The 24321-nt window shown below is 64.7% G+C and carries 22 protein-coding genes, 3 pseudogenes and 1 riboswitch; of the genes and pseudogenes, 9 read left to right on the forward strand and 16 right to left on the reverse strand.

The window, feature by feature from the left end; all coding sequences use genetic code 11:
* Positions 1-109 precede the first annotated feature (109 nt).
* Positions 110-253, reverse strand: a riboswitch (cobalamin riboswitch).
* 266 nt (positions 254-519) lie between these two features.
* Positions 520-678, forward strand: a pseudogene (locus OKW38_RS11395) (SET domain-containing protein-lysine N-methyltransferase); the annotation flags it as partial.
* A gap of 47 nt (positions 679-725) precedes the next feature.
* Here the strand turns inward: OKW38_RS11395 and OKW38_RS11400 are convergent.
* Complete coding sequence (locus tag OKW38_RS11400; RefSeq protein ID WP_429363823.1) at positions 726-1028, reverse strand: hypothetical protein; 303 nt, start codon at positions 1026-1028, stop codon at positions 726-728.
* Here OKW38_RS11400 and OKW38_RS11405 point away from each other — a divergent pair.
* The 4 genes and pseudogenes from OKW38_RS11405 to hisI all read left to right on the forward strand — a co-directional run.
* Positions 1005-1391, forward strand: coding sequence for a hypothetical protein (locus tag OKW38_RS11405; protein ID WP_429363825.1), 387 nt, complete (start codon positions 1005-1007; stop codon positions 1389-1391). The genes OKW38_RS11400 and OKW38_RS11405 overlap by 24 nt on opposite strands.
* Positions 1392-1432: 41 nt before the next feature.
* Positions 1433-1960: a Fur family transcriptional regulator gene (locus OKW38_RS11410; protein WP_143037154.1), complete on the forward strand. Its 528-nt coding sequence runs from the start codon at positions 1433-1435 to the stop codon at positions 1958-1960.
* A gap of 118 nt (positions 1961-2078) precedes the next feature.
* Complete coding sequence (locus OKW38_RS11415; protein WP_090804297.1) at positions 2079-2303, forward strand: hypothetical protein; 225 nt, start codon at positions 2079-2081, stop codon at positions 2301-2303.
* Between the two features lie 46 nt (positions 2304-2349).
* A pseudogene (gene hisI, locus OKW38_RS11420) lies at positions 2350-2760 on the forward strand (phosphoribosyl-AMP cyclohydrolase); the annotation flags it as partial.
* A gap of 13 nt (positions 2761-2773) precedes the next feature.
* Here the strand turns inward: hisI and OKW38_RS11425 are convergent.
* The 7 genes from OKW38_RS11425 to OKW38_RS11455 all read right to left on the reverse strand — a co-directional run bounded on the left by OKW38_RS11425 (position 2774) and on the right by OKW38_RS11455 (position 9913).
* The gene (locus tag OKW38_RS11425) at positions 2774-4138 is read right to left on the reverse strand and encodes a dihydroorotase (protein WP_429361510.1); all 1365 of its coding nucleotides are present in this window, start codon (positions 4136-4138) and stop codon (positions 2774-2776) included.
* Positions 4132-4704, reverse strand: coding sequence for a 6-pyruvoyl trahydropterin synthase family protein (locus OKW38_RS11430; RefSeq protein ID WP_429361512.1), 573 nt, complete (start codon positions 4702-4704; stop codon positions 4132-4134). Before OKW38_RS11430 ends, OKW38_RS11425 begins: the two co-directional genes overlap by 7 nt.
* Positions 4705-4720: 16 nt before the next feature.
* Entirely contained in the window at positions 4721-5281 is a 561-nt protein-coding gene (locus OKW38_RS11435) for a carbonate dehydratase (protein ID WP_090804292.1), read from the reverse strand.
* The gene (gene cysS / locus OKW38_RS11440; protein ID WP_429361514.1) at positions 5278-6690 is read right to left on the reverse strand and encodes a cysteine--tRNA ligase; all 1413 of its coding nucleotides are present in this window, start codon (positions 6688-6690) and stop codon (positions 5278-5280) included. The genes OKW38_RS11435 and cysS overlap by 4 nt, the downstream gene beginning before the upstream one ends.
* Complete coding sequence (locus OKW38_RS11445; protein WP_429361516.1) at positions 6687-7880, reverse strand: CobW family GTP-binding protein; 1194 nt, start codon at positions 7878-7880, stop codon at positions 6687-6689. The genes cysS and OKW38_RS11445 overlap by 4 nt, the downstream gene beginning before the upstream one ends.
* Before the next feature lie 140 nt (positions 7881-8020).
* The gene (zigA, locus tag OKW38_RS11450) at positions 8021-9241 is read right to left on the reverse strand and encodes a zinc metallochaperone GTPase ZigA (protein WP_429361518.1); all 1221 of its coding nucleotides are present in this window, start codon (positions 9239-9241) and stop codon (positions 8021-8023) included.
* A gap of 24 nt (positions 9242-9265) precedes the next feature.
* Positions 9266-9913, reverse strand: coding sequence for a DUF1826 domain-containing protein (locus OKW38_RS11455; RefSeq protein WP_429361520.1), 648 nt, complete (start codon positions 9911-9913; stop codon positions 9266-9268).
* An 809-nt stretch (positions 9914-10722) separates the two neighbouring features.
* On the opposite strand from OKW38_RS11455, the gene OKW38_RS11460 reads away from it, so the two are divergent.
* Both OKW38_RS11460 and OKW38_RS11465 read left to right on the forward strand, forming a co-directional pair.
* Positions 10723-10992: an ArsR/SmtB family transcription factor gene (locus OKW38_RS11460; protein ID WP_176078880.1), complete on the forward strand. Its 270-nt coding sequence runs from the start codon at positions 10723-10725 to the stop codon at positions 10990-10992.
* A 13-nt stretch (positions 10993-11005) separates the two neighbouring features.
* Positions 11006-11362 carry a hypothetical protein gene (locus tag OKW38_RS11465; protein WP_429361521.1) on the forward strand — a complete coding sequence of 119 codons (357 nt, stop codon included), beginning with the start codon at positions 11006-11008 and terminating at the stop codon, positions 11360-11362.
* Positions 11363-11374: 12 nt separating this feature from the next.
* On the opposite strand, the gene OKW38_RS11470 is transcribed toward OKW38_RS11465, so the two are convergent.
* Complete coding sequence (locus tag OKW38_RS11470) at positions 11375-12496, reverse strand: type IV toxin-antitoxin system AbiEi family antitoxin (RefSeq protein ID WP_429361523.1); 1122 nt, start codon at positions 12494-12496, stop codon at positions 11375-11377.
* A 436-nt stretch (positions 12497-12932) separates the two neighbouring features.
* Here OKW38_RS11470 and OKW38_RS11475 point away from each other — a divergent pair.
* Together OKW38_RS11475 and tssA are read left to right on the forward strand one after the other, a co-directional pair.
* Positions 12933-13614: pseudogene (locus OKW38_RS11475) on the forward strand (IS630 family transposase); the annotation flags it as partial.
* A 291-nt stretch (positions 13615-13905) separates the two neighbouring features.
* Entirely contained in the window at positions 13906-14949 is a 1044-nt protein-coding gene (gene tssA / locus OKW38_RS11480; protein ID WP_429361525.1) for a type VI secretion system protein TssA, read from the forward strand.
* A gap of 65 nt (positions 14950-15014) precedes the next feature.
* Here the strand turns inward: tssA and OKW38_RS11485 are convergent, their stop codons facing one another.
* Genes OKW38_RS11485 through tssK form a run of 7 tightly spaced genes read right to left on the reverse strand, consistent with a single transcriptional unit; the run spans position 15015 to position 24243 of the window.
* Positions 15015-15362: a hypothetical protein gene (locus OKW38_RS11485; protein ID WP_429361527.1), complete on the reverse strand. Its 348-nt coding sequence runs from the start codon at positions 15360-15362 to the stop codon at positions 15015-15017.
* Between the two features lie 2 nt (positions 15363-15364).
* Entirely contained in the window at positions 15365-15673 is a 309-nt protein-coding gene (locus OKW38_RS11490) for a hypothetical protein (protein WP_429361528.1), read from the reverse strand.
* Between the two features lie 10 nt (positions 15674-15683).
* The gene (locus OKW38_RS11495) at positions 15684-16403 is read right to left on the reverse strand and encodes a PP2C family protein-serine/threonine phosphatase (RefSeq protein WP_187610332.1); all 720 of its coding nucleotides are present in this window, start codon (positions 16401-16403) and stop codon (positions 15684-15686) included.
* A complete protein-coding gene (gene tagF / locus OKW38_RS11500; protein ID WP_429361530.1) occupies positions 16400-17911 on the reverse strand; it encodes a type VI secretion system-associated protein TagF in 1512 nt (503 codons plus the stop codon). Before tagF ends, OKW38_RS11495 begins: the two co-directional genes overlap by 4 nt.
* Positions 17908-21504: a type VI secretion system membrane subunit TssM gene (gene tssM, locus OKW38_RS11505; RefSeq protein WP_429361532.1), complete on the reverse strand. Its 3597-nt coding sequence runs from the start codon at positions 21502-21504 to the stop codon at positions 17908-17910. Before tssM ends, tagF begins: the two co-directional genes overlap by 4 nt.
* Positions 21505-21508: 4 nt before the next feature.
* Positions 21509-22909 carry a type IVB secretion system protein IcmH/DotU gene (icmH, locus tag OKW38_RS11510; RefSeq protein ID WP_429361533.1) on the reverse strand — a complete coding sequence of 467 codons (1401 nt, stop codon included), beginning with the start codon at positions 22907-22909 and terminating at the stop codon, positions 21509-21511.
* Complete coding sequence (tssK, locus tag OKW38_RS11515) at positions 22906-24243, reverse strand: type VI secretion system baseplate subunit TssK (RefSeq protein ID WP_429361534.1); 1338 nt, start codon at positions 24241-24243, stop codon at positions 22906-22908. Before tssK ends, icmH begins: the two co-directional genes overlap by 4 nt.
* Positions 24244-24321: the final 78 nt, after the last annotated feature.

Genomic DNA, 24321 nt, shown 5'->3' on the forward strand with positions numbered 1-24321 from the left:
GGGTCAACACAGACGACGGGAGAAAAAGAGGAAGCAACGGGCAGCCGATGCCCGGTGGACACTGACGATGCAGGTCATGGCGGTTCTCCTGGGGTTTCGCGCCCCATGACAGGTGAAGGAAGACAAGGCCCAGGTCTGACTCCCGGTTTCAGGAAACCGGTCACAGTGGCGCGACCGCGCTGGATTTGCACCAGCTTCCGGGCTTTGCGTGCGCAATTCTAATCGATCGCACACTCAATTCCCCCGCGCCCCGGCCTGGCTAGCGCATGCCTGCCCGTGCAGGCTGCCCGCTTCACGTCCGGGTCATCGCGCCAGCGGTCGGATCGCCCGCGATTCCGGCAGAACGATATCTAACCCGCATCGTAAACGCAACACAGTTGCGATAATTAGAAAAGGGAACGCTATACTTGAGTCTGCTTCACCGCATACATTCCTGCATTCATGCCCCGCCTGATCCAGATCCGACGCAGTCCCATCCATGGCAAGGGTGTCTTTGCCGTTGCCGACATTCCGCGCGGCATGCGCATCATCGAATACAGGGGGGCGCGCATTACCCACGCGGCAGCACGACGCCAGCATCCCGTCAACGCCGAAGACCCGTTCCACACCTTTCTGTTTGCGCTGGGTGACGGTGACGGCCGCTACTGCATTGATGCGGGCACCGGCGGGAACGCCGCCCGCTGGATCGATCATCGTTGCGCACCGAACTGCGAGGCGGTTGAAGACTACGACCGCCAGGGGATCCTGCGCGTGTACCTCCATGCCGCCGCAGTGAACGATGGAACGAGCTGTGCCATGCCTGTACCCGGCTTGATTTTGCGCTGCTCGATCCAGCCCTCGACGGTCGCCAGCCGGTCACGCCAGCGCGTCGCCGCGCCGACCCGGCAGGCTGGGCCCGTGACATCGACCGCCTCGCCGCGCTGTTCGACGACTATCGGCCGCGCATCGTCTTCTGCCCGCACGAGCGTGATGGCTCTGCGACGCACATCGGTGTCCACTGGCTCGTGCATGACGCCCTTCAGCAACATGCACACGCCGTCTGGCTTGCGCAGACAGAATTCTGGGGCACCCTGGAGCAGCCCAATACCCTCGTCGAACTCGACAGCTCAAGCGTCGCGACCATGATCGAGGCGTTGACCTGTCACCATGGTGAAATTGCCCGCAACCCCTATCACCTGCGCCTGATGTCATGGCTCGCGGACAGCATGCGACGCGGTGGCGAGGCTGTGTTCGGTGCCGGAATGCAACCGCCGTCCTTCGCCTTCGGCGCGTTGTACCGGCTCGAGCGCTGGGCAGGCGGCCGGCAGACGGCAGTCGGGCGTCCGATGGCCATCGCTGCGGAGGATGGCCTGCAACCGCTGTTCGACCAGGGCATGCCGCCAGGTCCATGACGACGACCATACGACACGCGTGGCCTTGCCCGCGCGGAACGATGTATCATTCCATCATTGGACAGTTGCATCCACGGTCATCCATGCCTACCCGCCACTCTCCGCGCAAACATCCACCACACGCTCCTACCGACTGGCCATCGCGCCTGCGCGAGGCGGGGCTGCGCTCCACCGCGCTTACCGTTGCCGTGCTCGAACGCCTGGAGGGCGCCGAACAGCCCCGTTCGCACGAAGAACTCGCCCGCGATCTGGGCGCCGCTACAGGCGCGGGAAAAGTGGATCGCGTGACCCTCTACCGGATCCTCGACCGGCTAACTGCCGTTGGCCTGCTCACCCGAATCCAGGGATCTGACCGGGCCTGGCGCCATGCAATCGCAGAGCACGAGACCTCCACTGGTTATTTCGAGTGCGATCATTGCCACAACATTTCTGCGCTTCCGGAAGATCCGGAACTGGCCGGTGTGCTCGCCCGGATAGAGCGCAAGCTTAGCCGCCGCGGCGTTCATAGCACGAACTCTGCCGTCACGATTCACGGTACCTGCCGCGACTGCTCGACCCACGGCGTGTGAGCACGCAGGATCGTTGCACCTGATTCGGCGGGTCCGAAATCAGGTTATTAACGCCACTTTGTTGCATTAATAACCAACCCTGCTACCATGGGATTTTCCGCTGGCGCCCGCCGTACCCATGACCTCGCCGATTCCCCAGAGCTTCGATGACTGGCAGCACTGCATTGAGCACGAGTGCGGCATCACGCTGACGCCGGCGTTCATCCAGGCACGGCTGGCCGTACTCGGCGACCCCGACAATGCCGAGACACAGCGGTTTGCGCGGCTCTACGGCGAAGTGCACCTGCAAAGGGTGCTGGGCTGGTTTGCTGCCGCGCTGGAAAACACGTCACTTCGGGCATGATGCATCGGGTGTGACATAAACATCCGTCACCGAAGTCGAGGAAGGTCGCTCGCTCTCGCCCAGATTTGGCCCTGATGGACTGATTCCCTGCGTCGTCAGTGATGCGGGCCGGGACGACGTCCTGATGGTCGGCTATATGAACCGGGAAGCCCTTGCGCGGACGATCGAGACCGGTATCGCCCACTACTGGAGCCGCAGCCGCCAGACGCTCTGGTCCAAGGGTGCGACGAGCGGACTGACCCAGCGCGTAGTCGAGATGCGCATCGACGACGACCAGGACGCGCTGTGGATTCGCGTCGAGGTGGCGGGCAGGGGCGCGAGTTGCCACGTCGGTTATCGCAGCTGTTTTTACCGCGCGGTTGACCTGCCCGAAGCAACCTTGCGGTTCACGGAAGGTGCGAAGACGTTTGACCCCGTCGCCGTGTACGGCGACGCGCCCAATCCCACGCAGCTCTGACAGCTTCCGGGCGTCATGCCGGCGTGATCGCCATCGCCCTGTCGAAGCGGACCGGCTGTCCCACTGGGTATCCCTGCACGGCGTCATCGCGCATCACCACACGGCCACGAATGATGGTGGCGACCGGCCACCCCGTCACCCGCATGCCATCGTAGGGCGTCCAGCCACAGACGCTTGCGATCCAGCGGTTCGTGATTTCGCGCTTTGCCTTGAGATCGACGAGCGTCAGGTCGGCGTCGTAGCCCACGTTGATGCGTCCCTTTTCCGCTATCCCGAACACCCGCGCCGGACCCGCGCTCGTCAGTTCCACCAGACGCTGCAGCGACAGCCGTCCCTCGCTGACGTGATCGAGCATGACCGGCAATAACGTCTGCACGCCCGGCATGCCGCTGGGTGACTGCGGGTACGGGCGGCCCTTCTCTTCCAGCGTATGCGGAGCGTGATCACTGCCCAGCGTGTCCACTCGTCCCTCCCGAAGCGCGCGCCATAGCGCCTCCCGGTGCCGGGCCTCGCGGACCGGCGGGTTCATCTGCGCAAGCGTGCCCAACCGCTCATAACATTCGGGCGCGCACAGGGTCAGGTGGTGCGGCAGTACCTCGACTGTCACCCGGCTCCGGTGCGACGCCAGCAGCGCGATTTCTTCCGCCGTCGAAACGTGCAGGATATGCAGCGGCCGTCCTGTTTCGCGCGCCATGCCGACGATCCTGCGCGTCGCATCGAGCGCGCTATCCACGTCACGCCAGCGCGGATGGTCGCGCACGTCGCCCGATGCTTCTGCGATTGACCGGCGCTCGCGCAGTCTCGCCTCGTCCTCCGCATGCACGGCCACCCGCCGCCGGCCGTGCTCGAGGATGCGCCGTAGTACAACGTCGTCATCCGCGAGCAGATCGCCGAACGAGCTGCCCATAAAAACCTTGATGCCGGCGCAGCCCGGCAACGCTTCCAGGTGGCCCAGCTCACCAGCGTTGACGGACGAGCCACCGATGTAGAACGCGATATCACACCACGCGCGTCCTGACGCTGCCGCGATCTTCCGTTCGAGGTCGTCGCGGCGCAGCGTCAACGGACTGGTGTTGGGCATTTCGAAAACGGCCGTCACGCCACCGAGCACCGCGCCTCGCGTGCCCGCTTCGAGATTCTCCTTGTGCTCGAGGCCCGGTTCGCGGAAATGGACCTGTGAGTCGATCACGCCAGGCAGCACGTGCAGGCCGTGTGCATCCACGACCTGGTCAGCGCTCCAGCCGCGCGCCTCGATCGAAACGATCCGGCCGTCAACGCAGGCAATGTCCGCCTGCCCACTTCCTTCCAATCTGACCACGGTACCGCCGCGCACGAGCAGGTCGGCATGACGGCTCGCTGCGCCCATCGACGTCAGCATGCCGGTGCGCACGCAATAGCGCTGGTCAGTTCATCCAGGATACCGGTCGTCGCCTCCCGGCGCACGGCATCCGAGAATCCGATCAGGGCGGGACTGACCAGCCCCATGCGCGGATTGTAGGCATCGCGCCGGAAGCACTGTGCGTAGCCGGTCGCCGTCTCATGCACGATCACCGACTGGACCCTGACATCCGCCTCGCCGTTACGCATCGGCATCGCACGCATCACCACATCGACCAGCACGAAGAACACGCGCGAGAGCTGCTCCGCGCTGGGCGACACCGGCAGGGCAATCCAGCGCTGCGAATGGCTACGGCACATCTCCATGTACGCCGGGTCGTCGCAGTTCCAGAACACGAGCGTATGGTCGAACGCGTCCACGATCTCCCGGACCTCCCCCTTGAGGAGGCCGAAGTCATAGACCATCTGGCCGTGATCGAGCGCATCGGCCTCGAGAATGATCTCCACGCGATAGGAATGGCCGTGGATCGACCATGCACAACGATGCGATGACGCATGCCGCACGACATGCGCACCTTCAAACGAAAACAGCTTGCGGATCAACATCAGTCATCCCCTACGGTCACAATTCGTTCGCGATGCGGCGGTATCCCTGAACGAGCCTCACATTGGTCTGCGCGACGTCCTCGGAGAACTCCGACGCACTGGCAGTCACCTTCGGAATCGTCGACAGGTCGGTGCCCGGCCCGATGCGCTGGGTCGACGGCACGTAAAAGCCTGCGGGAAGGTTGCAGCCGTCAACTACGGCATTGTGGCGGACCACACAGCCTTCACCGACGGTGCAGTTGAACAGCACGCTGTTAAAGCCGATAAACACACGGTCGCCGACTTCGCAGGGACCATGCACAATCGCGCGGTGAGCGATCGATGTATGGCTGCCGACCGTTACCGCAGCGCCCGACTTCGAGTGGATCACAACGCCATCCTGGATGTTCGAGTGCGCGCCGATATGGATCGGTTCAATGCCGCCCTGCGCATCCGTCTCGTCGGCACGGATCACCGCGTACGGGCCGATGAATACATTCGCGCCGACGATGACCCGTCCGCACAGGATGGCGGTCGGATCAACAAACGCGCTTTCGTGGACCACAGGCAGGTCCCCACGTGGATTTTTGCGGATCATGCCAGGACTCCGTGACTTCGGTGCCAGACTGTCCCTTCCAGCGTGTCCTCGATCTGGATACCGGCGCGCAGCAGCTCGTCGCGCAGCGCATCGGCCTCCCCAAACGCGTACTGCCGGCGTGCCTCGGCGCGGCGGGCCACGATTGATTCCACCCACGCGTCTTCCGTGACGGATGTCGCGTCGATACGGCCGCGCAGTGCCACCAGTGCCTGAGCCGGTTCCTGCTGCAACAGGCCGAGCAGTTGTGCGGACGCCAGCAGGCACGCCTTCGCCCATTGCTGCGCCGATCCCTGGGAAGCCTGCTCAAGATCCTCCAGCAGCCGATACAGACGGGCGAGCGCGCGCGGTACATTCAGGTCATTCGAGAGGGCCGCCTCCACCTCGCTGTCGGGTCCGGTCCCAAGATGCGGAAGTCCCGAGACGGCATCGAGCGCCATATAGGCCCGCTGCAGCGTCCGGCATGCCGCCTGTAGCCGCTGCACGCTCCAGTCGAGCGGATGACGGTAGTGGGTCGAAAGCAGCGCCAGCCTGAGCGCCTCGCCGGGCGCGTGCGCGAGCAGATCGCGCACCAGCAGCACGTTGCCGAGCGACTTCGACATCTTCTGGCCGTCCACGGTGACGAAGCTGTTATGTACCCACATCCGGCAGTACGGCTCACCATCGTGCGCGCAGACGCCCTGCGCGATCTCGTTCTCGTGATGCGGAAAGATCAGGTCCTGGCCGCCACCGTGGATGTCGATGGTACGTCCCAGATGTCGCCCGATCATCGCTGAACATTCGATGTGCCATCCCGGGCGGCCGCGCCCCCATGGACTGTCCCAGCCCGAGATGTCGTCGCTCGAAGGTTTCCAGAGCACGAAGTCGAGCGGATCGCGCTTGTATGGCGCCACTTCCACCCGCGCCCCGGCAATCATGTCCCGGGTGCGGCGCCCCGACAGCCGGCCGTACTCCGTAAAGGACGGGACATGGAACAGTACGTGCCCTTCCGCCACATAGGCGTGTTTCCGTTCGATCAGGGTTTCAATGAGCCCGACGATGTCGGGGATATGCTCTGTCACGCGCGGCTCGATATCCGGTGGAAGGACGCCGAGCGCCTGCATGTCCTCGTGGTACGCGTCGATATACCGCGACGTGATGTTGCCGATCGGCACGCCGTCGCGGCGCGCCGTCTCATTGATCCGGTCATCGACGTCCGTGAGGTTGCGCGCATAGAGCACGGAGCGGTAGCGCCTGCGCAGCAGCCGCACGAGCACGTCGAACACGACTGCCGGCCGTGCGTTGCCGATGTGCGCGTAGTTGTACACGGTGGGACCGCACACGTACAACGTGACCGCATCGGGCATGCCGGTCTGCAGCGGTTCCCTGCGGCGGGTCAGCGTGTTGTAGAGCGCAATGGGGAGCCTCGTCATCCGGAATGCGTCTCCTGCGCACGGATGGCGCCCACCTCGCTGAACAGCCGGAAAGTCGATTCGACCGTTTCACGTTCGACCGCGCGGGTAATGAACACGATCCGCGAACGCCGGTCCTCACCCGGCCAGGCGTCGAGCGGCACCGGCGGGTGAAAGACGTGCTGTACGCCATGGATGACGATCGGCCTGTCCTCGCCTTCGACGTTCAGAATGCCCTTGATCCGCAGCATCGACGGCCCCATCAGCGACAGCAGCACGTCGAGCCAGTCGGTCAGTACCTGCTCGGGAATGGGCTCCTCGACCGTGAAGCAGAACGCGCGGATCTGGTCGTCGTGCCGGTTGACGTCATGTGCATGGTCATGATGCGGGTGTTCACCATGCTCGTGCGGCTCATCGGCATGAGCTTCCTCCGCTTCGTGATCGCCGTGTCCGGGCCCGTCACCTTGCGCATGCGCAAGGTGATCCACATGATGGTGGTCGTGATGGGCCCGGCCGTGGTGATGTCCATCGTCGCCTGAACCATACTGCTCTTCGGCGAGCCACCGTTCGACGTCCGCAATCTTGCCGTCTGCCGTGAAAAGACCCAGGTCCAGTATCCGGCTTGCCGCCAGCTCACCGTGACTGACGCGGATAATGCCCGCGGCCGGATTGATCGCATGCAGCCGATCGGTGAGCCGTTCCAGCGTCTCCACGTCCACGAGATCCGTCTTGGTCAGCAGCAGCCTGTCTGCCATCGCGGCCTGTTTGACCGCCTCGGCGTGCGCGTCGAGCGTCGCCTCCGCGTTTCGCGCATCGATCGTCGTCACCAGCCCATCGAGCCGGTAGCGCTCGCGCAGGTCGCGATGCGTGGCCAGTGTATGCACAATCGGCGCCGGGTCCGCGAGCCCGGTCGTCTCGATCACTACCCGGCTGAACTGCCGCCGACCGTCGCGCGAGAACCGCCAGTGGATATCCTTGAGCGTGCGGACCAGGTCGCCCCGGATCGTGCAGCACAGGCAGCCGCTGCTCATCTCGACCACGATGTCCTCACGGCTGTGGGCGATGAGCATGTGATCGAGCCCGATCTCACCAAACTCGTTGATGAGCACCAGCGCATCGGCCATTTCCGGCTGCTGCACCAGCCGGTTCAGTACCGTCGTCTTGCCACTGCCAAGAAAACCCGTCAGCAGCGTTACCGGAATCAGGTCCATCGCGCACTCCCCGTGTGGTATGTCCAGCTTTCCAAGATCTAGCGGTTGTGCCTGGGTGCCCGTACGGGACCCGCGCCCCCGCCGCGTCGGGCGTTGCCCACCACGCTGCGAACGACGTGTCGTCGCGCCGGCTCGCGGGGTCATACGGCGCCTTCTTCCTCGGGCACGCGGCCGCCCCACGCAGGGAACGGGTCGTCATACTGCGTCCATGCCTGCGGGCCTTCAGCCATTTCAGCGTCGGTCAGCAGGCACGCATCCAGGCGTTGGCGCAGTGCCGGCTCGTTCATGTCGACACCGATCAGTACCAGTTCCTGGCGCGCATCGCCGACGTCCGGCTCCCAGTTGCGGTTGATGAATTCGAGGGATTCGGGATCGGTCGGCCAGTGCGATTTCGGCACTGCCGCCCACCAGAGGCCCGCCATGCCGTGGCGGCACACCGCGCCCGCCTGCGACCACGAGCCCGCGTGCGTGGGACGGCTCGCGAGCCAGAAGAACCCCTTTGAGCGCACGACGCCCGGCCATTCGCTGTTGACCAGCGCCCCGAAGCGCTCAGGATGCAGCGGACGCCGTGCGCGCCACACGAAGCTGCGGATGCCATATTCTTCCGTCTCGGGCGTGTGCTCCCCGCGCAGTTCCTTGAGCCACCCCGGCGCCTTCGACGCTTCCTCGAAGTCGAACAGCTTCGTATCCAGTACGCGGGCGAGCGGCACGCGACCGAATTCCGAGATCTCGATGCGGGCCCGGGGATTCAGACTGTGCAGGATCGCCATCAGTCGCTCACGGTCAGCAACGCCGATCAGGTCGGCCTTGTTCAGCACGATGACATCACAGAACTCGATCTGCTCGATCAGCAGGTCAACGACCGTACGCTCATCTTCATCGCCGAGCGATTCTCCGCGCGACTGCAAACTGTCCTGTGAGCTGTAGTCGCGCAGGAAGTTGAACGCGTCGACTACGGTGACCATCGTATCGAGGCGTGCGACATCGGACAGGCTCTGACCGCTCTCGTCGGCAAACGTGAAGGTCTCGGCCACAGGCAGCGGCTCGGAGATCCCGGTCGATTCGATCACGAGCTGGTCAAATCGTCCCTCTTTCGCCAGGCGGTTGACTTCGAGCAGCAGGTCCTCGCGCAGCGTGCAGCAGATGCAGCCATTGCTCATCTCGATCAGCTTCTCGTCGGTGCGCGAGAGCTGCGCGTCACCGTCACGTACGAGCGCGGCATCGATGTTCACCTCGCTCATGTCGTTGACAATGACGGCGACGCGCCGCCCTTCCCGGTTGTTCAGAATGTGATTGAGCAGCGTCGTCTTGCCCGCGCCGAGAAAGCCTGAAAGGACCGTAACCGGCAGTCGTGCATCCATGAAATGACTCCTTGTATTTCTGTATCAGGGGATATCGATCGCAACCATGACGCGGGGGCTGGCGTCGGGCGGCATTGCCGGCGAACGGTGAATCGCCCCGTGCGAGCGCGCATCGGGCCACCGCTCGCCCTTGAGGACGGCAACGGTGAAGGTGGGAATGCGGTGAACACCCGCACTGTCGAGAATCAGGCCCGAGCCCCCGTCCGGCAGGCCGCCGCTGTCCGGCCCGAGCCGGCTGCGATCGGCACACCGGCCCTCAAGATATTCGGTGCCGGGGCCCCGCCACGTGCATAGCAACCGCGCCGGCACGTTGTCCACGTGAAAGCGCGGACACGTCGTCTGCCTTGTTACCTCAATGCGTAGCCTTGCACTGCGACTGTCGAGCAGTATGCAGAGCGTCGCCGCAAGCGTTGACCACTCGCGCCCGAACACCGCGCCCCCCTGCAGCCGTGGCCACGGGCCATCGACCAGCGGCTCACCCTTCTTCCACTGCGCCATCCAGCGTGCGGAATCAATACCTGAACGAACGACCGCATCCAGATAGCCGCTCACGCGCGCGTCGCGTAAACGCGCTGCCCATGCGATCTCACGCAGCGGATCGTGGATCGCCGACAGTTCGCCCGCCAGGTTTTCGTACGCCTGATCGCAGACGTCGGCTTCTTGCGCATGCATCACAGCTTCCTTAATCGGGTACTGCATAGGGAGCGGGCTTGCGATGCGCTCCGGCACATCGCCCGAATTATACACAAACGCAACTATGTTGCATTTGCGAAGGTTGACGGGATGGTGCGGATTGCGCGTATGCGCACGTATTGAGAGGTGACAGCAGGAACCGATCCGTCGCGTCGCGTAACAGAATGGCCACCGGCTGGATGACGGCATGTGGCACATCCCGTGCCGACCGGGGCCGCGGCGACGTTGCCCTGAAACGGGGGTGACATGCGCCGCCCCCTACTGCCGATGCATGTCCGGCGGCCAGGCTAGAACTGTCAACGCAGCCGTCGCGTTGGCAAAGCCACCCAGGCGTCCGCCTGACTACTGGGGCCCGGCATGCGCCCGCGCGACCGGCTGCGTGCTACATGCACGCGAGGGACATATTCAGGTCGATATCGGTACGCCAACCATGGGATCCACAGGACTGTTCATCCGGAAGCCCGCTGATTCGACACAGTTCGGGCGCTCGCGAAAATCTGGGGGCAAGACGCCAGCTGCCGCCACAATGGTGGCGCCCGGCGTACTGCCTTGAACTGGTGCATAACCGCCAAATCCCGCAGATCCACTGCGGCCATGCCATCCAGCCCGCATTGGCAACGGGACCTGTTGCGCCCCTACTTCCGGCGAAAGCACTTGACAGTCCCGCAGAAGCCTTTATCATTCTAACGAACTATAGATTGATAAATATGACGCCTGCCTGTACTCACAACTGTTCGGACCGGCCACCCGTTGCCGCTTCGCCCGCCCAGCTCGAAGCGGCCGGTGCGATGTTTCACGCGCTGCGCGATCCCGCACGCTTGCGGCTGCTTGTCCTGCTGTCGCAGGGCGAGCGTTGCGTCACCGAACTTGTAGGGTTTGAGCAGGCCAAGCTGGGCAGCATTTCAGCCCGACTGAAAGTGCTGCATGCCGCCCGGCTGGTGAAGCGCCGCCGGGAGGCTAAGCATGTTTTCTACGCCCTCGCGGACGAGCACGTCCTGACGCTTCTTCAGAGCGTTCTGACCCACGCCGCCGAGCACCCCGAAGCTGCATCATCCTGACGGAGCAAACACCATGGCCCCCTGCAACGAACCGCACCACGCTCACCACGACCACCAGCACGGTCCGCACTGCGGACATACGGCGATCCGGCATGGCGATCACGTCGACTATCTGCACGACGGTCATCTGCATCACCCGCATGGCGACCACGTTGACGAACACCGCCTCGAGGTGAACACCACCAACCCTGATCGTTGCACGCCCGATCATCAGTGCGGCGGACATGAGCCGGGCCACGTGCATGGCCCAAGCTGCGGCCACCCGGCCGTGCCGCACGGCGATCATGTCGACTATCTCGTCAACGGACATCTGCACCACCCGCACGGCAACCACTGCGACGATCACGGACCGGTCAGCATCGTTCAGTAACTTCGCATCGAGCTATCCGGCGGAATGTCCGACGTTCGTCTGACCGGCCGGCGTCCGATGCAGGGCTGCCGGTGCGACGGCCTGGCCAACAAGCCCATCCGGCTGCCCCTTGGACGGGCGCAGCAGCTTTTCCTCACAACGCGCAGGCCGCAGGTCGAGGCGTGTCACGTTGGCGAGATGGCCGAGTAAGAACGCGTGATAAAGAACGAAGAGGCGCTTTATGGTGGTCACCGCTTTCCGGTAACGGTTATCAGTTGCGTGGTGCGCTGGTAGGGCGGGATCCGCACGCAAGCGGTAACGCTTCGCGAGTGCCATCGTCACATCCGGTCTTGCCGACGGTTCGACATAAAGCGTTTGCGCGGCCGGCCGAAGCTGCCCTGTCAGTTTTGCGGCAGCAACCTCCCCGCCCCACCACGCCTGCCCTGCAGGAAGCTCGGCATGCTGCCACCACGATGGATCGCCTACTGCGAACCGTTGCACGTTGAGCTTCGGCAGCAGGCGAAGCAGATGGTTGATCGCCCACTCTTCCCTGAGCGCCGCAGGATCGAGCAATCGCCGGTCGTCCGTGCCCGCCAGCAAGCCGCCCTCACGCAGGTCGTCCAGCACACTGCCAACTGTGCCAAGCGCCACACCAGCCGCTGCCGCAATTTCCCGGTATGGACGGTTAAGCAACTCTGGAGCAGATAACAGCACAAAAATCATTCTGAGCGCAGAGGCGCTCGCGGAGATGGCGGGCTTCCCCGATTTCGATGTCAAACGCCTGATCTCGGAGTTCGCGGGCCTGCCTGTTACAAGTCTGTACTGGCCAGGCGCGTGCACGTACAGATTACCGGCCAGATCGATGAGCTGCAGGTCATGCTCGACGCATTCCTCCGCCAACGCAAGCGTCAAATAGGCAGTGGCCAGCAGGACTGGAAAAGCCGCGGTGCGGTTCTTCGCCACAAGGACGCTCACTTGCGCCCGCGATCTTATCCGGCCTCGGGCCGCGAGCGTGTATTGCTGGACCGCGCCGCTCACATCGAGCGTCAGCTTCCCCTCCTTGGTCAAACCATCACTTCGCCCAGCCGGACGAAAGCCGATAACACTCAATGGAACGCGGCTGCGCCGGGTTGCGTCGCTGATAAGCTGGTTCACACTTTATGAACGCATAAAAAATCTGAACATCCCCTGACTTCCCTGCGGCACGTGTGGGCGCAGGGGAACCGTAACCTGAAACATCCATCACTGTATCGTCGACCCAGCATTGCGTTTGCGCAAAAAGCGTCACAATTTCAAGCGAGCCGCAAAATGAGTACGTAAAGAAGTACGCTTTAAGGGCGACTTTTAAAAATAATCGTTAAAAATCAATGCACTACAAGATAAATGCGAGTCCTCTCCTGGGCACCACAAGTTCTTCCGGCGTAAGCCGGAGTAAAGGCCTACGACAGAACAACGTCTGACGACGATCGTCGCAGGGTCATGCAGGATTGGGCCGACTACATTGATCGACTATTGATTTTTCCGTAAATCATGACAACCGTTGAGCGTCTCAAGCGTTATATTTTCAGGACGGTCCTGGAGACGAGTTGGCATGGCGCAACGGCGAATGAGCGAAGCAGCAAAGAAGCGATTGAAGGCGGGTCGGCTGCTGCTGGCGGGCAAGGGCTGCGCCGAGGTGGCGTTGGCGGTGGGTGTCGCTCGGCAGACGGTGTACACATGGAAGCGGCTGCTCGATGAAGGCGGCATCGATGCGCTGCGAGAGGTGCGCGAGCGAGGGCGCCCGGCCCAACTCGATGAGCAACAGTTGGCGGCTGTTCGCGCCGCCCTGCTGCAAAGCCCCGTCGAGCATGGATTTGGCACTGAACTGTGGACTCTCAAGCGTGTGGGCACGGTCATCGAACGCATGCACGGCGTTCGCTTTGGCCAGACGCAGGTTTGGCGCATCCTGGGCTCACTGGGCTTTAGCCCGCAAAAACCCGAGAAGCGGGCCATCGAGCGCAACGAGGATGCCGTGCGCAACTGGAAGCGCCGCACCTGGCCGGCCCTTAAAAAAAGCCCGACGAGAAGGGCGGCTGATTGTCTTCGTGCACGAGTCCGGCATCAGCGAGCGCCCGACCAGAGTCCGCACCTGGGCGCCCAAGGGACAGACGTCCATCATCCAGTTTCACTTCAACTGGAATCACGTCTCTGTCATCGCCGGGCTCACGCGCACCAACTGTTTGTTCCGGCTGCACGAGGGGAGCATCAAGAAGGAAGAGATCGTCCAATTCCTCGGCCTTCGATCATTGCCGCTTGCTGGATGCAGGCTACGCTGTGGTGACGTCATGAATTATGGAACTCTCAAATAAACGCGCGCCAGCGATTTTCGAACCCAGGTCCTACGTCTTGCAAGGGAGCAAGCGCCTGGCGCTCGGTAGCAAAGCGTTCGATCTGCGTACCAGGCTGACGATCAGTTGAGACGGAATAACTACGGGGCACTAGCTGTTGTCCGTTTGATGCCGCGCGCTCGTTGGACGCGCCCTGTCGTTGTAGTCTCAGCGCCCTTCCTTTTTCGCCAGCCAATCATGACGCCATTCGATCCAGATCACCTGCTCCGCCCCATCGATGACAGCACGCCGACAGGCGAGAACCTCGAATACGATCCGGAATTCATCGCGCTGGAGCGGCTCGCCACACCGACATTCGAGCGGGCGATGGGCGACAGCCTGAAGGCCGCCGTAGAACCGGACTGGGATAAGGTGGCAACCGCCGCCGAGGCTTTGTTCAATCGTACCAACGACCTGCGTGTGGCCATCCATCTGACCGCCGCCTCGACCCGCATTCATGGCATTGCAGGCTGGAGCGCCGGTCTGGGCCTGGTTCGCGGTCTGCTGGAACGTTACTGGGAAGCGGCGCACCCGCAATTGGACGCCGCCGACGACAACGACGCTACCGCGCGCACCAACGCGATCATGCCGCTCGGCGATCCCCGGAGCGTACTCGCCTATTTCCGCAACGCGCCCTTCGTGAGCTCACCGCGACTCGGCCGCTTTTCGTTGCGCGATCTGCGTATCGCGACGGGCGCAATCACCCGGCCACCCTCTGCGGAGGGCATGCCTGCGCCCACGCTGATCGATCTCGAAGCGTGCTGCATGGATTGCCCCGAACACCAGTTGCCCGATGCGGCCGCAGCACTCGCGATAGCGCTAGAGCACGCGCGCGCCATTGATGCAATTGCGAGCGAAAAGCTGGGTACCGCTGGACCCGATCTGGGCCACCTGACCGACGATATCGAAGAGTTGAAGAAGTTCGTCGATGCACAGTTGGCGCGGCGCTTTCCAGAGCGCGGCAACGCGCTCGCCGCCGGATTGGTGTCGACCGGCGAAGACGCGCCCACGAACCCTGCCCCTCGGCGCGATAACGGACGAATCCAGGGACCCGATGACGTCGTCCTGTGCATCGACGAAATCTGCGACTACTACGAACGTCACGAACCGTCCAGTCCGCTGCCGATCCTGCTCAAGCGAGCCAGACGTCTGGTCGGCAAGCGCTTCGCGGAGGTCCTTAAAAACATCGCGCCCGGCGGCCTCGCAGAACTGCAGACGCTATCCGGGCCGGACGAAGAATAATCCCTGCAGATCGGCGCAACATTGAGCGGCTGTTGCGCTCGGACTGGCTGCTTCGAAAACGCGGCTCAATATGCGAAGACAAACCAGCAAAACACCATGACGCCCACCGCGGCCACGCCGAGCAGCACGGCGGCCCACGCGGCGAGCGGTCGCGCGTCGAGGTCCGTGCGCACTGCCACCCCTTCAGCACTTGCCGCACTTCCGGCATCGTGACCTTCCGCCGACACGTCCGGCTGTTGCATGACGCCCGACAGCACGACCCGCCGCACGGTGTCGCCTGTACCCGCAGTGTCCCGCCCCAGCGATTCGAACAACATGCGTCGGCGGTACCGGTATTCGTTGCGCTGAATCCGCTGTAGTCGATGGGCTTCGTCGAGCGCGCGCAATGCGTCGTTGACCTGCTGCTCGTCCACACTCATGCCTGCTGCCTCCTCGGTCGCAGCCACTCGCACTGCACGACATCCTGCCCGTTCGGATCGCTGCGGACCGACAGCGCGGGCGGCACGATAGTCATGCCGTGGTTGCGGCGCACGGATGCCGATAACGCACCGGCCATCTGTGCGGACGATGAAGTGGTGGAACTCACGCCAGTTCTCGCGGGTGCCAACCCGCTGCGAAGAACGTCGATCTGACGCTCCCAACGTGTCCTGAAAGCGTCGGATAGCGCGGTCAGCTTCGGCGTGCGCCCGTGATAAGCGGAAGGGATGGGGTCCGGATGGTTCATGGCGGAAATTTCACGATGCTTCGAGCCGCACGATGACGGCGGAAATGTTGTCGCGCGCGCGACGCGCAAGGGCGAGCTCGAACAGGCGCTCGATCTGCCGGCGTGGACTGTGCTGCTCGCGACAGGCGGCGGTCAATTCGCCATCACTCAGCTCCTTGTTGACGCCATCCGAGCACAGCAGGAACTGCATGCCGGGCCGGCTGCCGGCCATGGCCCAGTCGACGTAGAGCGTCTCGTCGACGCCGACCGCCCGGGTCAGCACGCCAGTGCCCACGCCTGCCGGCGCGCGTCGTCCGAAATGCGTGATGTCGACCGGTTGACCATGCACGTGGTCGCGAGTGAGTTGCGTCAGTGCGCCGTTTTCCTGAACGTACACGCGGCTATCGCCGACCCAGCCGCACAGCACGAACTGCTGGTCATGCACCAGCAGCGCGACGGTCGAACCGATCACGTCGGTTTGTCGCGCGACGGCGGCCTCGCGCAGTTCGGTGTTCACCTGCTGCAGGCTGTCTTCGATCGCAGCAATGAAGTCGAAGACGCTGCCTTCGCGCGTCAGCGCACCAAGGCGTTCGATGATCAGCGTGCTCGCGTAGTCGCCAGCCGAATGGCCGCCCAGACCGTCGGCCACAGCCCACAGTCCGAGGTCCTCGCGAACCAGAATCGCATCTTCATTGCGGCGGCGCACCTTGCCTGTCTCGGTGTGGCCGGCGGAGCAACAATGCGTTGTCATGAGCCGGCTTCAATCACGGCCAGCGGCCATTGCGCGGGCTGCGTGCCGAGGCCCGCGCACATCGCGAGATGCAGGCGGGCGTCCTCGTTCGTGGTCAATGCCAGCGCCTCGAACAGACACGCGTGCGGAAGCTGGATGAGCGCGCGGGTGACGAGCAACAGCAGGCGATCGTCATCCTCGAGCGTGATGCACGCTTCGTCGCAATCCGGCTCTTCGGAGGCGCCGATGCCGGGCATCGCGAGCCATGCATCGCCGAACAGCAGATCGTCAAATTCGCCGCCCGCGCCTGCCGCCCGCTCGACGAACAGTGGTTGCAACTGGCCGCGCCGCCAGTGCCAGGCTGCTGCGGCGCCGATCCGCAGCAGTCGCACCTGCGCTGCGTCAAAGCGCGCGACGAGGGCAGCGCCGTTTGCTGCCGCTGCGTAACGCGCATCGTGCGCATCGTGCGCATCGTGCCGGGCGCCGCGCAGTTGCGCGTGCAGCGCCAGCAGGCCGGTCCGCAGACTGGGCAGATCCGCGGCACTGCGCTGCGCCGTCTCGCGGATGGCGCGCGCTGCACGTTGGTGCGAGTGAGACGGGCCGTCATCGGCACTCAGCACCAGCGTGCGGCCGTCGTCGAGTAGCAGCAGCGCATCGCTGGCATCTGCAGCGTGACCGGCTGCCGACGAACCGACGGGCAACACTCGATCATCGTGACCATCCTCCGCGTGCAGACCGGATTGCCCGGCAGCGATCTCTTCATCGCCCGGCAACGCAACAGACTCCCACTGACGAGCGGATGCCGAGCCGAACTCGCGCAGCGCATCGCCCACGTCACCCACGTCGCCCACGTCGCCCGCCCTCGACACCACCGGCTCAAGTAGCGCTGCGTAGCTCAACGGCAAACCACGCGTCGCCAGCAGGCACGCAGCACGTTCGGTCCACCAGAGGCACCACGGCCCCGGCCGCTTGCCGAGTTGCGACCATGCCTCGGCCAGCACCATCCCAACGGCCGCGCTTTCGGGCATCGCCAGTCGCCATTGACCGCCGTCCCACGGCAGCGCGCGCCAGAACGCAGCCATGTCGGTCGCAGGTCGCACGTGCGTCAGCGGACCGGGCAACGCCGCCACGCGCACATCGAAGGTTTCGACGCTCACGACCTCGTGCTGCGCACTGCGATAGACGCACTCGAGCGCGTCGAACCACGCGTGATTGCCGAGCACGGTCGCGACATCGCCGCCACAGGGCGCAGCCAGTACCATCGGAAAGGCGCGGCCGAGCCGATCGACGGCCGGTCCGATCAGACCGCACCACGCGACGTTGCCGCACACCGGTGCGGGCAGCACGAAGCGCCACGCCGCGCCCTGTCGCCATGCGGCGTCCCAGTGCGCTCCGAGTTCGCGGCGCCCGGTTTCGACCGCGCGCTGGAAGTCACGGTCCCAGCCTTCGACGAACACGGACGGCAGCCGTCGCTGAACAAAATCGCCCGCGCTGGGCAACTTCCCGAAGAAGCCGACTCCACCGTTCATCGCGGACACCTGAAACGACGGACTTCGTCGTTGAGGAACGGGTTCTTCAGACTCGCGGGCGCGATCGGCAGCTTCACTGCATGGCCGCCGAAGTCGAAGGTCGCGAGATAGCGCAGGTCGCTTTGCTTTTGCAGACGGGCCGCATCGAGCGCGTGGAAGAACGCCCAGTCGCCATTGAATTTCAGCGGCGTGCCGACCGGCTGGCCGGACGTATCGAACGCACTGACGACCACGTGTCCGGGCTGCGGTCCAGGCCACGTCATCGTCATGCTCGCGGGGCCGTTCGCCGCGTAGTCGTACTTCTGCCCGTCGATTTCGACGGTCAGCTTCGCGATTGCCGGATCGAGCTGCGGCGCGAGCAGCGTAAAGCCGACCTGCAGTTGCGCGCCGTTGCGGAAATAGATCTGGCGGATCGCGTCGGCACTCTGCGCTTCGCTCAGCACGGCGTCGGGGCCGGTTGGCGCGCCGGGCTTCCAGCGCCAGTTGCGGCCACTCGTGTCGACTGATTTCGCGAGCGTCGACTTGAAGAAACTGTCGAACCGTCCGCCATTGCCGAACAGCTCGGCGAAGTTCTGCACGGGGATGTCCGATGCACGGTTCGACGCAAACGGATAGCGGCCATCGACGAAGCTCGCGCAGTCGTTGCCCGCTGCCTCGCGAAACTGGCTGGCGAGCGCGGCGCTGCTTCCGCTTGCGACCAGATCCGCACTCTTGCCGGTGAGGCCGGAAATCAGCGAAGCCACCTGCGGCGGCAACTGGTCGCTCTCCTGGCGCGCCGCGAGCACGGCCGGATTGTTCTGCGCGCCGGGTGCGCTCAGGTCAGTCATCGTCAACAGGTTCTTGCCGAGCTGGTCGAGCACGGTGGACATCTGATCGAGCGGCGTCGAACCCGGCGTGCCGACGCTCATCTGGTTCAACTGCGCGAAATGCGCCTCGATGGCGGCGCCCGGCTGGCTGGCCGGCGCTTCGCCCGAACCCGGTTTGGTGCTTGCGGTGCCGTTGGTCGTGGTGCCGTCCGGCAACGTCGCGCCCGCATCGCGCAATTCGCCGGCAAGGCGCGTGTTCGCAGCGCGTCTCGCGACCAGGTTCTCGCCTACAGACGCCGCCTGCGCGCCCACCGCCGAAGCCGACAAAACCGATGAAGCCGAAGTTGCACCGTCAGCCGTGGCGCCGCGCAACATGTCGCTGGTGTTGTCACGCACGAGATGCAGCAGCGCTTTCAGCGGCGAACTCGGACCCGACAGTTTCGCGGCCAGCGCACTCGCGCCCTGGATGTCAGACACCGGCTGAAGTTGCAGATCGGCGAGCAGCGCGTCCCACGCCTTGATGTAGTCCTGCTCATACAGCGCCAGCACCTGCTGTTCATAGCGCGAGCGCGCGAGCGGATCGATGCGGCTGGCGTTGAAGACCCAGTAGTCCTTCACGAAGCCGTCCACCGATCGATCGATTCCGCCGTTCACCTCGGCGGCGAAAACCGGCCTCGTGAACAGCGCGGGGAACGGTTGCGAAAGCGGCGCGCCACTCTTGCGGCGAAACACGCTGCCAAGCAGTCCGAGCGACTGGTCGAGTCGCACCGGCGGCGCCCCCGAACGCCCGGCGTCGAGCTGGACGCTGCCGTAGATCAGCGTCGCGAGATCGGCGGTCTTCAGCGTCGCGCGCGCCTGATCGATCAGCGCGTTGTCGAGCGTCAGCGCGCGCGGCCTCGCCGGATCGTCGACCAGCGCGGAAAAGTGTTTGTCGAGCGCGTTCTGGATCGCCGGGTCCTGCGGGAACATGCGTTGCCATTCGATGCGCGCGAGCGCGGCCAGCTCGCCGGGATCGAGATGCTGCGGCTGGCCGAGCATCAGATAGCCCTTCAGGTAGTCGTAGAGTGCCTGCGGAGCGTTGGCACTGGCGTTGAGTCCTTCCCGAAAGCGCACGCCGACGCCGGGCAGCAAGGTGCCGTCGAGTTCGCGCAGATACGCGGCGTGCACCTGCTCGAACAACGCGTGGCCCTGGAACAGGCCGAAGCGCATCAGCCAGGGCACGTGGCCCTGATACTGGCCCGCGACGCCCTGCGCGCCCGAGATGACTTCGAGGCGCGCGAGCGCACGCGCGAAATACGTCTTGAGATCCGGTGCGCCGGCGAGGCTGCTGGCTGGCGGCAGGTCTTCCAGCGTGTCCTGCACCTGCGCGACGTAGAGACGGTTGCGCGTGTAACTGGTGGCGAAGCCGGTGATCAGCAGCGCCGTGACGAGTGCGATGCCGATATACATCGCGGCCTGCATCAGCAGCTTCTGCCGTTCCAGCCGCGGATTGGTGCCGGCGAGGCCCGACTCGCGGAACAGCACTTCCTTCAGCAGCCGTTCGACGAAAAAGGTCCGGCGTTGCGTGCCGCCGCCCTGCACGCGCGCCACGTCGACGCCGAAGGTGCGCGCGACGGCGCTCAGCATGCGGTCGATCGGCGCGCCGTGCTGGGTGCCGGAGGTCAGATAGGCGCCGCGCAACAGCGGCGCTGCGCCGTACTGATGACGCCCGAACGCGCCTTCGACGAACTGCCGCGCAATTTCGCGAAACGCGCCGAGCTGCTGCGGAAAGCTGAGCACGGCGGCGCGTCGGCTGCGATCGCGCTCCCCATGCAGACGCTCGATCACGCGCGTATTCAGACGCTCCAGCAACAGGTCGAACTCGCCCGCGAAGCGCGCGCAGGCGCTGCCGTCGATACTCGCGTCGACGGGAAACGTCATGCCCCAGACCTGACTGCGCAGATCGGGCCCGAGATCGTCGAAGAACTCGGTGAAGCCCGCCACGAGATCGCACTTGGTGAACACGAGATACACGGGCACCGCCACCTTCAGGTGCTGCGCGAGTTCGTCGAGGCGCCGGCGCACGGTGCGGATGTGCTGTTGACGCGTGTCTTCGTCGAACGTCAGCAGATCGGACACGCTCATGGTCACTATCACGCCGTTCAGCGGACGGCGCCGCCGATAGCGGCGCAGCAGCGACAGAAACGCCTGCCACGCGGAAGCGTCGGCGGCCGCATCGGAGTCCTGCGTCGTGTAGCGGCCCGCGGTGTCGAGAAACACCGCTTCGTCGGTGAACCACCAGTCGCAGTTGCGCGTGCCGCCGATGCCGCGCAGCGCCTCCTTGCCGAAGCGCTCCGAGAGCGGAAACTCGAGCCCGGAATTCTGCACCAGGGTGCTCTTGCCCGAGCCCGGCGGACCGATCACCACATACCACGGCAGCGCGTAGAGATTGCTGCCATTGCTGCGGGTCTTGCGCAACATATCGATTGCTTCGCGAAAGCGACGCTGCAACTGCTCGCGTTCGGCGCTGCCGGGTTCGTCGAGCGGAAGCTGCGCGTCCTGTCCAGCCAGCTCGCCGGACAGTTGCGACGTCTTGCGCCGCGCGCGCCATTGCATGACCTGTTCGACCAGCAGCCAGCCGAGCACAATCGCGAAGATCAGCGCCAGCCGGGCCGCGGCGCTCGCGAGCGGCTGCCGTTCTCCGATCCCGAGATAGGGGGCGCCCAGCCAGATCAGCGCAGCGATCAATAGCAATCCGATCGCGACGGTGAACCACCGGGACGTCACCCAGGTTTTCAGCGTGTTCATGGGTTCAGTGCTCCGGGATAAACAGGATTTCCACGCGACGGTTGCGCGTGCGGTTCGCCGGCAGATCGGCCGGCGTCGCGATCGGCTGCGACGAGCCAGCGCCGCTCGCTTCGAGACGATGCGGATCGTCGAGCCCCTGCGCGAGAATCTGCTGCGTGTTCTGCGCGCGCGCCGTCGACAGCGCGAAGTTGTCCTTGAAAGTCAGCGAACGCACGGGCTGGTCGTCGGTGTGGCCGACGACGATCACCCTGCCCTTCACCTGATTCAGCGCCGACGTGATCCGGTGCAGGAGCGACACCACGTCGGGCGCGATGTCGGCGCCGCCCGACGGGAACAGTTCGGCGGCGGCGAGACGCACCGTGTCGCGGCCATCGGGTTGTTCGTCGACGCTCAACTGGCCGGCCTGTTCCTGTGGCGCGAGCAGTTGCTTGAGCGTCACGCGCGCGGCCGTGGGCGCGGGCGTCGCGACGGTTTGCGGCGGCGGCGTGTTCTCGAGGCCGATCGCGGCAAGCTGTGCGCCGACTGGCGCAGCGAGCGCGTTGAGCTTCGTGAAAAACACCAGGAATGCACCCAGCAGCACGACGGCCGCAGCCGACGCGGCGACCCACATCGGCACATGCCGCATCACCGGATTGCGGCGGTCTTCGACGCCGCGCCAATGCGGCGCCAGTTCCGCAGCGGGCGCTTCGCGCAGCCCGCGAATGCGCCGATAGAGATCGTCCTGAATGTCGGCCAGGCGCGCGAGGCCGCCTGGTTCCACGAGATAGCGTCCGCCGAAGCCCAGCGCGAGACAGATGTACATCAGCTCGATCAGATCGAGATGGCGCGAGAAGTCGACGCTCAGGCGATCGAGAATCTGGAAGAACTTCGCGCCACCGTAGGCCTCGCCGTGGAATGTCACGAGCAGCGTCTTTTGCGCCCAGCCGCTCAGGTCGCCCCACGGCGCGTTATTCACCGACTCGTCGAGCATCGTGCATAGCACGTAGCGCGCTGCCACGATGGTTTGCGTGTCGATGCCCGCGCCCTGTGCGTAGCGCTCGAAGCTGCGCACCTGTGCGACCGCCTGTTCGCGCAGACGGCCGACGTCGGCGGGCGGCGCAACGCTGTGCCGCAATTGCACCGTCAGCAGCAGCAGCGGATTGGCCGCACGGACGAGCGGATTGGCGACACCGCTCAGGAAGTCGCCCAGCTCGGCGCGCAGCGGCGGCGGGCCAGGCGGCTGCGATGGCCGGTTTGCCGGCATCACGCGCGAAGTGGGCGATGCCGGCCGCACGATGCGCGTGAGCTCGCCGGCGTCGGTGTTGAGATCGGCGTTGGGATCGGTGTTGACGGCGCGCTGCGGGCGCACCATCGTCGCATCGCCGCGCCGGGTTGCGTCGGCGGAACGGTCGTTGGTGGTATTCATGCGCGTACCGCCCACAGTTGCAGGTCGAGACCGGCGAAGCCGCTACCGAAGTGCATCGCGATGCCGCCGGACGTCTTCAACATGCGCCACATCGGCGAGTTTCTGTCGCACTCGAAATAGAGGAAGCCCGACATGTAGGGCAACTGGCGCGGCGCGACCGCCATCGGCGATACGCCGATGCCCGGCAGTTGCAGGTTCACCAGATCGCGGATCTTTTCGACAGGACCGATCTTCGATTGAGTCGGCAGTTGCCGGCGCATGTCTTCGGACTTCAGGTCGGCCTTCGCGGCGAGCACGAAGCTCGCCGTATCGAGCAGCGTGAGATCGGGCACCATGCCGACCCACACGCCATACTTGCGCTGCTGCAGCGGAATCGCGACAGCACTCTGTTCGAGCACCGCGCTCAACGCGATGCGCAGCGCCGCGATCACCGGCTCGAAGCTTTCGCGCAGCAGTTCGTGCCGATACGGCGGAAAAGCCTGCGCGCGCTTGCCCGGCGTCGTGAATGTAGCCAGCTCGCCGGCCAGTTCGAGCAGCAGCCGGTAAAGCGCTTCGGGGTGCAGCAGCGGCGCCTCGGCAAGATGCGCGACGAGCGGCTGATAGCGGTTGATCACCTGCAGCAGCAGAAAGTCCGCGATTTCCGCGGCACCGCCGCGATCGGTCTCGCTCACACGTCCTGCGAGCGCCTCGCCGCGCTGATGCAGCAGACCTAGCAGCTCGGACAGGAAGGTGACGAGCCGACCGGCCGCTTCGGTGCTCTGCGCGGTCGGCACGAAGCCATCGTCGAGGATCACCCGCCGATCGGCGCGGCATTCGACGACCCGTGCCAACGGAATCCGCATCAGGCCTTCCATCGGCTGCAATTCGGGTAACAGACGTGTGCTCATGCCCGCAACTTCGAGCGCGGTGACGCCTTCCATGCTGCCCGACGCATCGCGCACTTCGGCTTCGCGCACGCGATAGCGGAACAGTTGATCGCTGCCGGCGCCGGGCCATGCGCTGTCCGGCTGCGTGGGCGAACGCAGCGGCAAGGTTAGATGAACGATCTGGTCGCGCCAGTTCGCATCGATATCGAGCGGCGGCGGCAGTGGATCATCGCCGGGCATTGCGAACGGCGTGCCGTCGGGAAACACGCCGCGTGCGCGCTTGATGCCGAGCTTGCCGATTGCGAGCAGATCGCTTTCCAGTTCGAGTTCGTGAAAGCCCCATGCGTGCGGACGCAGATTGCCCGCGCGCAGCTCCACGTAACGCTCGAAATAGCGTTCCTGCTGCTGCATGTGCTGCGGCCTGAGGAACAGGCCTTCGCTCCATACCACCTTGTTGCTCTGGGTCATGTCGGTGAACCGGATAGGGGTTGTCACACGTCGCGCGACGAGTGCGGGTCGCGACGGCCTCGGGCCTCGCCGCACCGC

The sequence above is a fragment of the Paraburkholderia sp. MM5496-R1 genome, from assembly GCF_050436205.1.
In the GTDB taxonomy this organism is placed as follows: Bacteria; Pseudomonadota; Gammaproteobacteria; order Burkholderiales; family Burkholderiaceae; genus Paraburkholderia; species Paraburkholderia tuberum.

Excerpts from the sequence above, each read along its gene's own strand:
- zigA (WP_429361518.1), bottom strand. The coding sequence starts at position 9,241 with ATGGATGCACGACTGCCGGTTACGGTCCTTTCAGGCTTTCTCGGCGCG.
- tssM (WP_429361532.1), bottom strand. The coding sequence starts at position 21,504 with ATGAACACGCTGAAAACCTGGGTGACGTCCCGGTGGTTCACCGTCGCG.
- tssA (WP_429361525.1), top strand. The coding sequence starts at position 13,906 with ATGACGCCATTCGATCCAGATCACCTGCTCCGCCCCATCGATGACAGC.
- OKW38_RS11455 (WP_429361520.1), bottom strand. The coding sequence starts at position 9,913 with ATGCATGCGCAAGAAGCCGACGTCTGCGATCAGGCGTACGAAAACCTG.
- icmH (WP_429361533.1), bottom strand. The coding sequence starts at position 22,909 with ATGAATACCACCAACGACCGTTCCGCCGACGCAACCCGGCGCGGCGAT.
- OKW38_RS11490 (WP_429361528.1), bottom strand. The coding sequence starts at position 15,673 with ATGAACCATCCGGACCCCATCCCTTCCGCTTATCACGGGCGCACGCCG.
- OKW38_RS11495 (WP_187610332.1), bottom strand. The coding sequence starts at position 16,403 with ATGACAACGCATTGTTGCTCCGCCGGCCACACCGAGACAGGCAAGGTG.
- OKW38_RS11410 (WP_143037154.1), top strand. The coding sequence starts at position 1,433 with ATGTATCATTCCATCATTGGACAGTTGCATCCACGGTCATCCATGCCT.
- OKW38_RS11415 (WP_090804297.1), top strand. The coding sequence starts at position 2,079 with ATGACCTCGCCGATTCCCCAGAGCTTCGATGACTGGCAGCACTGCATT.
- OKW38_RS11465 (WP_429361521.1), top strand. The coding sequence starts at position 11,006 with ATGGCCCCCTGCAACGAACCGCACCACGCTCACCACGACCACCAGCAC.
- OKW38_RS11425 (WP_429361510.1), bottom strand. The coding sequence starts at position 4,138 with ATGCTGACGTCGATGGGCGCAGCGAGCCGTCATGCCGACCTGCTCGTG.
- OKW38_RS11400 (WP_429363823.1), bottom strand. The coding sequence starts at position 1,028 with ATGTTGCTGAAGGGCGTCATGCACGAGCCAGTGGACACCGATGTGCGT.
- cysS (WP_429361514.1), bottom strand. The coding sequence starts at position 6,690 with ATGACGAGGCTCCCCATTGCGCTCTACAACACGCTGACCCGCCGCAGG.
- OKW38_RS11460 (WP_176078880.1), top strand. The coding sequence starts at position 10,723 with ATGTTTCACGCGCTGCGCGATCCCGCACGCTTGCGGCTGCTTGTCCTG.
- tssK (WP_429361534.1), bottom strand. The coding sequence starts at position 24,243 with ATGACCCAGAGCAACAAGGTGGTATGGAGCGAAGGCCTGTTCCTCAGG.
- OKW38_RS11435 (WP_090804292.1), bottom strand. The coding sequence starts at position 5,281 with ATGATCCGCAAAAATCCACGTGGGGACCTGCCTGTGGTCCACGAAAGC.
- OKW38_RS11430 (WP_429361512.1), bottom strand. The coding sequence starts at position 4,704 with ATGTTGATCCGCAAGCTGTTTTCGTTTGAAGGTGCGCATGTCGTGCGG.
- OKW38_RS11445 (WP_429361516.1), bottom strand. The coding sequence starts at position 7,880 with ATGGACCTGATTCCGGTAACGCTGCTGACGGGTTTTCTTGGCAGTGGC.
- tagF (WP_429361530.1), bottom strand. The coding sequence starts at position 17,911 with ATGAACGGTGGAGTCGGCTTCTTCGGGAAGTTGCCCAGCGCGGGCGAT.